4 protein-coding genes, 1 tRNA gene and 1 rRNA gene are annotated in these 10,711 nt (G+C 69.5%); 5 read left to right on the top strand and 1 reads right to left on the bottom strand.

Features of this window, described 5'->3' with window-relative positions:
* From rrf to ACZ60B_RS20405, 3 genes are all read left to right on the top strand, one after another.
* Positions 1-91, top strand: a 5S ribosomal RNA gene (gene rrf / locus ACZ60B_RS20415); the annotation flags it as partial.
* A gap of 114 nt (positions 92-205) precedes the next feature.
* Positions 206-868 carry a DegT/DnrJ/EryC1/StrS family aminotransferase gene (locus ACZ60B_RS20410; protein WP_469388816.1) on the top strand — a complete coding sequence of 221 codons (663 nt, stop codon included), beginning with the start codon at positions 206-208 and terminating at the stop codon, positions 866-868.
* Positions 869-943: 75 nt separating this feature from the next.
* Positions 944-1,019, top strand: a tRNA-Thr gene (locus ACZ60B_RS20405).
* Between the two features lie 55 nt (positions 1,020-1,074).
* Here the strand turns inward: ACZ60B_RS20405 and ACZ60B_RS20400 are convergent.
* Positions 1,075-3,834 (bottom strand): SpoIIE family protein phosphatase, encoded by a 2,760-nt coding sequence (locus ACZ60B_RS20400; protein ID WP_469388803.1) that lies wholly within the window; start codon positions 3,832-3,834, stop codon positions 1,075-1,077.
* A gap of 380 nt (positions 3,835-4,214) precedes the next feature.
* Here ACZ60B_RS20400 and ACZ60B_RS20395 point away from each other — a divergent pair, with 380 nt between their 5' ends.
* Positions 4,215-9,683 carry a HAMP domain-containing protein gene (locus tag ACZ60B_RS20395; RefSeq protein ID WP_469388801.1) on the top strand — a complete coding sequence of 1,823 codons (5,469 nt, stop codon included), beginning with the start codon at positions 4,215-4,217 and terminating at the stop codon, positions 9,681-9,683.
* Positions 9,684-10,004: 321 nt separating this feature from the next.
* Positions 10,005-10,685: a response regulator gene (locus tag ACZ60B_RS20390; RefSeq protein ID WP_469388799.1), complete on the top strand. Its 681-nt coding sequence runs from the start codon at positions 10,005-10,007 to the stop codon at positions 10,683-10,685.
* Positions 10,686-10,711 lie beyond the last annotated feature (26 nt).

Below are 10,711 nucleotides of genomic sequence, written 5' to 3'. Positions count from 1 at the left end.
GCCCGGTTACATTCCGAACCCGGAAGCTAAGCCTCACAGCGCCGATGGTACTGCAGGGGGGACCCTGTGGGAGAGTAGGACGCCGCCGAACAATCATTCAAAGGGTTGGTCCCTGAACTTCTGTTCAGGGACCAACCCTTTTTCGTTGGTCGACACTTGACGTTCACATTCCGCTATGAGCATCGACGGCATGGGTACTGCTGCAATACTCAGGGCCGCCGGCGTCGGAGTCGGTGACGAGGTCATCGTGCCGGCTTTCGGGAACATGGAGGTCGCCGAAGCGGCGACCCTGGCCGGTGCGCTCCCGGTGTTCGCCGACATAGATCCGGTGACCTACTGCCTCGACGTGTCCGCTGTCGAGGCCTCCGTGACCTCGCGGACGGCGGCCGTCGTGGCCGTGCACCGCTTCGGCCGACCGGCCGACATCGCCCGCATCCACGCACTGGGTCAGCGGCACGGCCTGCTCGTGCTGGAGCAGGGCGAGTCCGAGGCGCCGTACGACGAGATCGCCCGGCGTCGGCAGCGTGCCGCGTACCTCGACGGGAAGCTGCGCGGGGTGCGCACGCCCGACGGGGGCGACGGACACACCTACCAGCAGTACGTCGTCCGGGTCCCCGGGAACGGGCGGCCCGACCGTGACGCCTTCGCACGCGCCCTGCGCGGCAGGGGAGTTGACTGCCGAGTGCCGGTGAAGACGCCGGTGCACCGACTGCCCGAGTTCCGGCGTTGCGTGTCCCTGCCGGAGACCGAACTGGCCACCGACGAGACGCTCGCGCTGCCCGTGGAAGCGTCCCTGACGAAGAGGGACATGCAGCGGATCGTGGCCGCGTGCAATGCGCTCGGAGGATTGCTCCAACCTGCCTTCTGAGCGAGTTGGGAGCACGGGCGTGTTCGGGGTATGCTCTATTTCGTTGCCGCGAGGGAAACCTCGAAAAAGTAACTGGCCCCCATAGCTCAGTCGGCAGAGCGTCTCCATGGTAAGGAGAAGGTCAACGGTTCGATTCCGTTTGGGGGCTCCACCAGAAAGGCCCCGCCCATCGGGCGGGGCCTTTCTCATGTCCTGCTCCTTGCCGCCTAATCGTGCTGGAGGCCCGGGACCCGCATCGCCAGGATCGCCATGTCGTCCGACGGGGCGTCCGAAGCGAAGCGCTCCACCGCGCGCATGATGCGCGCCGCGACCGCGCCGGCCGTCAGGCCCGTACACGTCGTGAGAACGTCGGCGAGGCCGTCGTCGCCCAGCATGCGGGTGCCTTCCCGGCGTTCGGTGACCCCGTCCGTGACACACAGCAGGACGTCCCCCGGGTCGAGGGTGACCGTCTGCTCGTACAGCTCCAGGTCCTCCATGACGCCGAGCAGCGGCTGGGGTTCGGCGGCCGCCTCGACCGTGCCGTCCTGCCGCAGTCGCAGCGGCAGCGGGTGACCGGCGCAGACCACCTTCAGTTCCGCGCTGCCGTCCGCCTGGGGGCGCAACTCGCCGTACAGGAGGGTCAGGAAGCGGCTGCGGGCGCCCTCGTCGAGGATCGCCGAGTTCAGGCGCTCCAGCACGGCCGGCCCGCTGAGGCCCTCCCGGGCCAGCAGCCGCAGCGCGTGCCGGGCCAGGCCCGTGACCGCCGCCGCGTTCGGTCCGGTACCGCACACGTCGCCGATGGCGAAGCCGTAGGCGCCGTCGCTGATCGGGAACAGGTCGTAGAAGTCGCCGCCGACTTCGTTGCCCTCGCCGGCCGCGCGGTAGATGACCTCGACCTCGACGCCCTGGATGGTCGGCAGCTCGGGCGGCAGCAGGCTGCGCTGGAGCGACTGGCTGATCGCCGTGCGCTCGGAGTAGAGGCGGGCGTTGTCGAGGGCCAGGGCGGCGCGTCGGCTCAGGTCCTCGGCCAGTTCCAGGATCTCCTGGCGGAAGTGTTCGTCGGTCGGCTTGCCGAGCGTCAGCATGCCGATGACGCGGTTGCGGGCGACCAGCGGGAGGACGACCGTCTCGCCGCCGACCGCGGCCGCCGTGGCCAGCGTCGGACCGATACGCGAGGCGACATGGTGGATCGGGGTGCCGCCGCTCAGTCCCAGGCTGCGCATGGAACTGCGCAGGGCCGCCTGGTGGGCCAGCTCGCCGGGCGCCGACCAGACGCGCGCGCCCGGGGTGGGGACCGGGTCCGGGGGTGAGATCTTGGACAGGAGCGACTTGATGCCGTCGATCAGCTCCTCGTCCTCGTGCAGGACGTAGGACAGGTACGGCTCGGAGGCCTGGTCGGCGATCGTGTACACCGCGCACCAGGTGGCCAGGGTGGGGACCGTCATCTGGGCCATCAGCGCCAACGTCTGGTCCCGGTCGAGGGTGCCGGCCAGCAGGTCGGAGGCCTCGACGAGGAAGCTCAGGGAGCCTCGGCGCAGGCGCTCCAGTTCGCCCAGGCGGGCCGACTCCACCGCGAGCGCGATACGGTCCGCGGCGAACTGCAGGCGCAGCGCCTCCTCGTTGGAGTATCTGCCCGGGGCCTCCGCGGCCACCCCGAGGGAGCCCGTGAGCCGGCCCTCGACCTTCAGCGGGACCGTCACGACCGAGCGCATACCGGTGGCGTTCAGGAGGGGGACGGCTCCGGGTACGGCCGCGAGGTCCTCGTGGACGGCGGGCATCCGGGCCGAGCCGTAGCGGCCGGGGCCCGCCTCGACGGGGACCCGGGCGAAGCGCTGGCGTGCGGAGGGCAGTCCGGTGGAGGCGCGGACCTCCAACTCCGTTTCGTCGTCGGTGGCCAGGAGCAGGAAGGCGGAGTCGCCGTCGAGCATGTCGCGGGCGCGTTCCACCGTGCGCTGGAGGAGACCGTCGAGGTCGTCCGGGGCCGGGGAGCCGATGAACACCTCGAAGGGGTCGGCGCCCTGGACGTCGGAGGCGGAGCCGGCGTCGGAGGCCGGGACGCGCAACGGGGTCTGCAGGACCGCGCGTTCGTGGTCGCGGACGAGCAGACAGACCGTGGACGGCTCGCCGCCGGTGTCGCGGACGCGCAGATGGGAGGCGTAGACCGGGATCACCCGGCCGCCCGCGGTGCGCAGGCCGTAACTGCCTTCCCAGCGCGAGAGTTGAAGGGCCTCCGCGATGCCGGTGCCCGTGCCGGGGGTGTGCGGCCAGGCGGCGAGATCGGTGAGGGGCTTGCCGGTGACCTGGTCCGCGGCGTAGCCGAAGAGTTCCTCGGCGTCCTCGTTCCAGGCGATGATCGCGCCGTTGCGGTCGATCTGGACGACCGCGACGCGGACCCGGCCGTCGGCGAGCGGGAGGAGGTGGGCGGGCAGCGAGGGGCCCGCGGTGCGGGTGCCCACCGGGCGTGCGGGGAGGTCGAGTTGGAACCAGACGCTTTTGTGCGTCGGGGTGTAGTCGACGCCCCACCGGCCCGCCAGGGCCGCGCAGAGCTGAAGTCCACGCCCGCCCTCACGGTCGGGGCTGCCCATGTTGACGGCGGTGCTCTGGAGCGGGATCTCCCGCTCGGGGTAGCGGTCGGAGACCTCGATGCGGGCGCCGTCGTCGCTGCGCAGGCACAGCACGTCCGCGGCCGTGCCCGCGTGGACCACGGCGTTGGTCACCAGCTCGCTGGTGAGGACCACCGCGTCGTCGACGATGTCGGCGAAGCCCCACCCCTGGAGGGTGTCGCGGACGAAGGAGCGGGCGGTGGCTACGGAGCGCCCGACGGGCTCGAAGCTGGCGGCCGCGCGCGCGGTGATCACAGAACTCCTCGGCCGGTCGTCTACGTGCAGGGTTCCCGGTCCGACCGGAGGGTGCGGGGCCTGCGAGGACAGGCCGTCCGTCGGCCGGGGGTCCGGGGGCTGTCCCCCGGGGATCAGTCCGGTGGTCATTGTGTGCGGCCGCCCCTCCGATGCCCGCTGGTGCTCGTGCCACCGCCCAGGCCGGACGCCCCGGCCCGGCTGGACAGCCGCATGCAAGGTTACTTACCTTCCCTGCCCGCGCGGATGCCGGTTCTCCGTGTTTCCGTCCGGAGGGTGTGCGGACGGTGTGCGAAGCTGCCGAACTGTTATGGCCTGGTTCGGCGAGGGTGAAACACTGGGCAAGCTTCCGGTGAAGGAACCGGCAGGCTGAGTGGGTACTGCGGATGGTGGGCAGCAGCCTCTCGGCGGTCTGACCGCATCGGGCACAAGCAGGCAGCATCACACCGGTACGCCGATCAGGAGTACCGGGGCACAGAGCGGCAATGGTCGACCCTTGCGGGAGGGACACAGTGGAGTCTGACGCACCGACGCGGGCCACGAAGGCGCGCGCGAAAGGCGGGCAGCCCCCTGGCAGCCGGGACAAGGGGCGCAACGGCACCACCACGGTGGACACGGCCGCCCTGAACCGGCTGCTCGTCGCTCTGCTGGCCATGCGGGACGGGAACTTCCGCAAGCGGCTCACGGTGTCCGGGGACGGCGTGATGTCGGAGATCGCGGCGGTCTTCAACGAGGTCGCGGACCGCAATCTGCATCTCACGGGCGAGCTGTCGCGGGTGCGGCGCATGGTCGGACGTGAGGGAAAGCTCACCGAACGTCTGGAGACGGGGGCCTGCGAGGGCTCCTGGGCGACCGCGATCGACAACTCCAACGCGCTCGTGGACGATCTCGTACGGCCCGTCTCCGAGGTCAGCCGGGTGCTGTCGGGGGTGGCCGAGGGTGATCTGTCACCGCGGATGGATCTGCGGACCCAGGGGCCGGACGGGCCGGGGCATCCGTTGCGCGGGGAGTTCCTGAAGGTCGGGCGGACGGTCAACAACCTGGTCGACCAGTTGTCGACGTTCACCGACGAGGTCACCAGGGTGGCCAGCGAGGTCGGTACGGAGGGCAAGCTGGGCGGGCAGGCCCAGGTGCGCGGCATGTCGGGTTCCTGGAAGGACCTGACGGACTCCGTCAACACGATGGCGTACCGGCTCACCGCCCAGGTGCGCGACATCGCGCTGGTGACGACGGCGGTCGCCAAGGGTGATCTGTCCCGCAAGGTCACGGTGCACGTGGCCGGCGAGATGCTGGAGCTGAAGAACACCGTCAACACGATGGTGGACCAGCTCTCCGCGTTCTCCTCCGAGGTGACGCGGGTCGCCCGTGAGGTGGGTACCGAGGGCATCCTGGGCGGTCAGGCCCAGGTGTCCGGCGTCGACGGGGTGTGGAAGGAACTCACCGACTCGGTGAACACCATGGCCGGGAACCTCACGGCCCAGGTGCGCGGGATCGCGGAGGTGACCACCGCGGTCGCCAGCGGTGACCTGTCGCGGAAGGTGACCGTGCAGGCGCGCGGCGAGGTCGCCCGGCTCGCGGACACGATCAACCAGATGACCGAGACACTGCGGGTCTTCGCGGACGAGGTCACGCGAGTGGCCAACGAGGTCGGTGGCGAGGGGCGGCTCGGCGGGCAGGCGAACGTTCCGGGTGCCGCGGGCACCTGGAAGGACCTGACGGACTCCGTCAACACCGTCTTCCGGAACCTGACCACGCAGGTGCGGGACATCGCCGCCGTGACGACGGCCGTGGCCAGCGGTGATCTGTCCCGCAAGGTCACGGTGGACGTGGCCGGCGAGATGCTGGAGCTGAAGAACACGGTCAACGGGATGGTGGACCAGCTGTCCGCCTTCGGCGCCGAGGTCACCCGGGTGGCCCGGGAGATCGGCAACGAGGGCGAGCTGGGCGGCCAGGCCCAGGTGCCCGGGGTCGCGGGCGACTGGAAGGACCTCACCGACTCCGTCAACACGGCGTTCCGCAACCTCACCGGGCAGGTGAGGAACATCGCCCAGGTGACGACGGCGGTCGCCAACGGCGACCTGTCGCAGAAGGTCACGGTGGACGTGGCCGGCGAGATGCTCCAGCTGAAGAACACCGTGAACACGATGGTGGACCAGCTGTCGTCGTTCGCCGACCAGGTCATCCAGATGGGCCGTGAGGTGGGTACGGAGGGCCGGCTCGGCGGTCAGGCGCAGGTGCCCGGGGTGTCCGGCACCTGGAAGGAGCTCACCGACTCCGTCAACTCCATCACCGGCAACCTGACGGCCCAGGTGCGGCAGATCGCGCAGGTCACGACGGCGGTGGCGCGGGGTGACCTGTCGCAGAAGATCACCGTGGACGCGCGCGGCGAGATCCTGGAGCTGAAGATCACCATCAACACGATGGTGGACCAGCTGTCCGCGTTCGCCGACCAGGTGACCAAGGTGGCCCGCGAGGTGGGCACGGACGGCCGCCTCGGCGGTCAGGCCCAGGTGCCCGGCGTCGCCGGTGTGTGGCGGGACCTGACCGACTCGGTGAACGGCATGGCCGGCAACCTCACCGCCCAGGTGCGCAACATCGCGCAGGTCGCCACGGCGGTGGCGCGGGGTGACCTGTCGCAGAAGATCACCGTGGACGCGCGCGGCGAGATCCTGGAGCTGAAGAACACCCTGAACACGATGGTGGACCAGCTGTCGTCGTTCGCGGAGCAGGTGACGCGGGTGGCCCGTGAGGTGGGCACCGAGGGCATGCTGGGCGGGCAGGCGGAGGTGCAGGGGGTCGCGGGCACCTGGAAGGACCTGACCCAGTCCGTGAACTTCATGGCGAACAACCTGACCATCCAGGTCCGCAACATCGCCGAGGTCACGACGGCGGTCGCCAAGGGCGACCTGTCGAAGAAGATCACCGTCGACGCCAAGGGCGAGATCCTCGAACTCGTCACGACCGTCAACACGATGGTGGACCAGCTGTCGTCGTTCGCGGAGCAGGTGACGCGGGTGGCCCGTGAGGTGGGCACCGAGGGCATCCTCGGCGGCCAGGCGCACGTGCCCGGCGTCACGGGCATCTGGAAGGACCTCAGCGACAACGTCAACCTGATGGCCAAGAACCTGACCGTGCAGGTGCGCAACATCTCCCAGGTCGCGGCGGCGGTCGCCAACGGCGACCTGACGCGGACGGTGACGATCGACGCGAGCGGTGAGGTCGCGCAGCTCGCCGACACCTTCAACACCATGGTGAAGACGCTGAGTTCGTTCGCCGAGCAGGTCACCAAGGTGGCCCGTGAGGTGGGCACGGACGGCATCCTCGGAGGCCAGGCGCACGTGCCCGGTGTGGCCGGCACCTGGAAGGACCTCACCGAGTCGGTGAACCAGATGGCGTCCAACCTGACCGGTCAGGTGCGCAACATCGCGATGGTGACGACCGCCATCGCCAAGGGTGACCTGACGAAGAAGATCGACATCGACGCGCGCGGTGAGATCCTGGAGCTGAAGACCACCATCAACACCATGGTCGACCAGCTCTCCTCGTTCGCCGAGGAGGTCACCCGGGTGGCCCGCGAGGTGGGCACGGAGGGCCAGCTCGGCGGTCAGGCACGGGTGCGTGACGTCGACGGCACCTGGCGCGACCTCACCGAGTCGGTGAACGAGATGGCCGGGAACCTGACCCGGCAGGTGCGTGCCATCGCGCGCGTGGCGGCCGCGGTGACCCGCGGCGATCTGAACCTGAAGATCGACGTGGACGCCTCCGGCGAGATCGAGGAGCTCCAGGGCTCGGTCAACAAGATGATCGCCAACCTGCGCGACACCACGATCGCCAACAAGGAGCAGGACTGGCTCAAGGGCAACCTGGCCCGTATCTCCGCGCTGATGCAGGGCCGCCGCGACCTGGAGGACGTCGCCTCGCTGATCATGAGCGAGCTGACCCCGGTGGTCTCCGCGCAGCACGGCGCGTTCTTCGTCGCCATGCCGCTGGTCGACGGCAAGGAGATGGGCGGCGGCGTGGACGACCGGTACGAGCTGCGCATGCTGGGCTCGTACGGCTACTCGATGGGCTCCATGCCGACGTCGTTCGGGCCGGGAGAGGCGCTGGTGGGCACGGCGGCCGAGGAGAAGCGCACGATCCTCGTGGAGAACGCGCCGAGCGGCTATCTGAAGATCGCGTCCGGGCTCGGCGAGGCGCCGCCCGCGCAGGTGATCGTGCTGCCGGTGCTCTTCGAGGGCAAGGTGCTCGGCATCATCGAGCTGGCGTCGTTCACGCCGTTCACGCAGATCCAGAAGGACTTCCTCAACCAGATCGCCGAGATGATCGCGACCAGCGTCAACACCATCTCGGTCAACACCAAGACGGAACGGCTGCTGAAGCAGTCGCAGGAGCTCACCGAGCAACTGCGTGAGCGTTCGGTCGAGTTGGAGCAGCGGCAGAAGGCTCTCCAGGCGTCCAACGCCGAACTGGAGGAGAAGGCCGAGCTGCTGGCCCAGCAGAACCGCGACATCGAGGTGAAGAACACCGAGATCGAGGAGGCGCGGCAGGTCCTGGAGGAGCGCGCCGAGCAACTCGCCGTGTCGATGCGCTACAAGAGCGAGTTCCTGGCCAACATGTCGCACGAGCTGCGTACGCCGCTGAACTCGCTGCTGATCCTGGCCAAGCTGCTCGCCGACAACGCCGAGGGCAATCTCTCCCCGAAGCAGGTGGAGTTCGCCGAGACGATCCACGGGGCCGGTTCCGACCTGCTCCAGCTGATCAACGACATCCTCGACCTGTCGAAGGTCGAGGCGGGCAAGATGGACGTCTCCCCGACGCGTATCGCGCTGGTGCAGCTCGTCGACTATGTGGAGGCCACGTTCCGGCCGTTGACCGCGGAGAAGGGCCTCGACCTGTCGGTGCGGGTGTCGCCCGAGCTGCCCGCCACCCTGCACACCGACGAGCAGCGGCTGCTCCAGGTGCTGCGCAACCTGCTGTCCAACGCGGTGAAGTTCACCGACTCCGGGTCGGTCGAGCTGGTGATCAGGCCGGCCGGGGCGGACGTTCCGATGGCGATCCGGGAGCAGTTGCTGGAGGCCGGTTCGCTCGGCGCCCCGGACGCGCCGCTGATCGCGTTCTCGGTGACCGACACGGGGATCGGGATCGCGGCCGGCAAGATGCGGGTGATCTTCGAGGCGTTCAAGCAGGCGGACGGGACGACCAGCCGCAAGTACGGCGGTACGGGTCTGGGGCTGTCCATCTCGCGGGAGATCGCGCAGCTGCTCGGCGGCGAGATCCACGCGCAGAGCGAGCCGGGCAGGGGCTCGACCTTCACGTTGTACCTGCCGCTGCACCCCAGCGAGCTGCCCCCGCACGGCTACCAGCAGCCGGTGCCGGCCCTGGAGGCGGGCGAGCTGGTGGCGTCCGAGGGGGATCTGACCGCGCTCTCCGAGGCGGAGGTCGAGACGCCGGCCGAGGTGAAGTCGTACCGGGAGACGCAGAACGGTCCGGCCGCGCTCTTCCGGCGCCGTCGCAGGGGCGCGCCGGGGCTCGAGCAGGGCGTCGGGCAGCCTGAGGAGTGGCCGGTCGGGCAGGCCCCTGAGGCGCGGCCGACGCAGGGCTTCCGGTTCGGCGGCGAGAAGGTGCTCATCGTCGACGACGACATCCGCAACGTGTTCGCGCTCACCAGCGTCCTGGAGCAGCACGGGCTGTCGGTGCTGTACGCCGAGAACGGGCGTGAGGGCATCGAGGTGCTGGAGCAGCACGACGACGTGGCGGTGGTCCTGATGGACATCATGATGCCGGAGATGGACGGGTACGCGACGACCACCGCGATCCGCAGGATGCCGCAGTTCTCCGGGCTGCCGATCATCGCGCTGACCGCGAAGGCGATGAAGGGCGACCGGGAGAAGGCGATCGAGTCGGGCGCCTCCGACTATGTGACGAAGCCGGTCGATCCCGATCACCTGCTGGCCGTGATGGAGCAGTGGATGCGGCAGTAGTGGCGGTTTCGGTCGGAGTTCGCACGGGGCTGGTGTGGATGTGGCGGGATCCTCGGGAGTTCACACGGAGTTGCTGACGCAGTGTGTCCGAAGCCGTGTAGAAGTACGGTATTCGGGGAACCTTCTGGTCTCCCGCCGCGTTTCTGCTACGTGCACAGTGACATCGCGGTGACAGGGTGTGGCGACGGGCGGGGTGCGGCTACCATGACCGGCACGAGGACGGGCGACGCAAGGGAGTCGTCCGCTGGGGAGGCACCGGGTGGTGCTTCCCCAAGTCCTGCGGACCGGGGAGGCCCCATGCCGGGGCGAGGAGGGCGGGCCATGGTGCAGAAGGCCAAGATCCTCCTGGTCGATGACCGGCCGGAGAATCTGCTGGCGCTGGAGGCGATCCTCTCTGCGCTCGATCAGACGCTGGTGCGGGCATCGTCCGGGGAGGAAGCGCTCAAGGCGCTGCTGACGGACGACTTCGCGGTCATTCTGCTGGACGTCCAGATGCCGGGTATGGACGGTTTCGAAACAGCCGCGCACATCAAGCGACGGGAACGGACCCGGGACATCCCGATCATCTTCCTCACCGCGATCAACCACGGTCCCCATCACACCTTCCGCGGCTATGCGGCGGGCGCGGTGGACTACATCTCGAAGCCCTTCGATCCGTGGGTGCTGCGTGCGAAGGTGTCCGTTTTCGTCGAGCTGTACATGAAGAACTGCCAGCTGCGGGAGCAGGCGGCGCTGCTGCGGCTCCAGTTGGAGGGCGGCGGCAAGGCCGTGCCCGGCGGGGCGAAGGAGTCGCCCGGACTGCTCGCGGAGCTCTCCGCGCGCCTGGCGGCCGTCGAGGAGCAGGCCGAGGCGTTGTCCAAGCAGCTCGACGACGACTCCGCCGACGCGGCGGCGGTGGCCACGGCGGCCCATCTCGAACGCAAGCTGACCGGGCTGCGCCGGGCCCTGGACGCCCTGGAGCCGGGCACGGGCGGCACGACCCCGGTCCCGTCGCAGAACTGACGCGTGGTGAGGTCGCGGGTGAGCAT

This window comes from Streptomyces sp. NPDC104096 (assembly GCF_055584385.1).
This window is presented reverse-complemented; position numbering and strand designations above follow the sequence as displayed.

Bases quoted from the DNA above. Each gene is read 5' to 3' on its own strand.
- ACZ60B_RS20390 (WP_469388799.1), top strand. From the start codon at position 10,005: ATGGTGCAGAAGGCCAAGATCCTCCTGGTCGATGACCGGCCGGAGAAT.
- ACZ60B_RS20400 (WP_469388803.1), bottom strand. From the start codon at position 3,834: ATGACCACCGGACTGATCCCCGGGGGACAGCCCCCGGACCCCCGGCCG.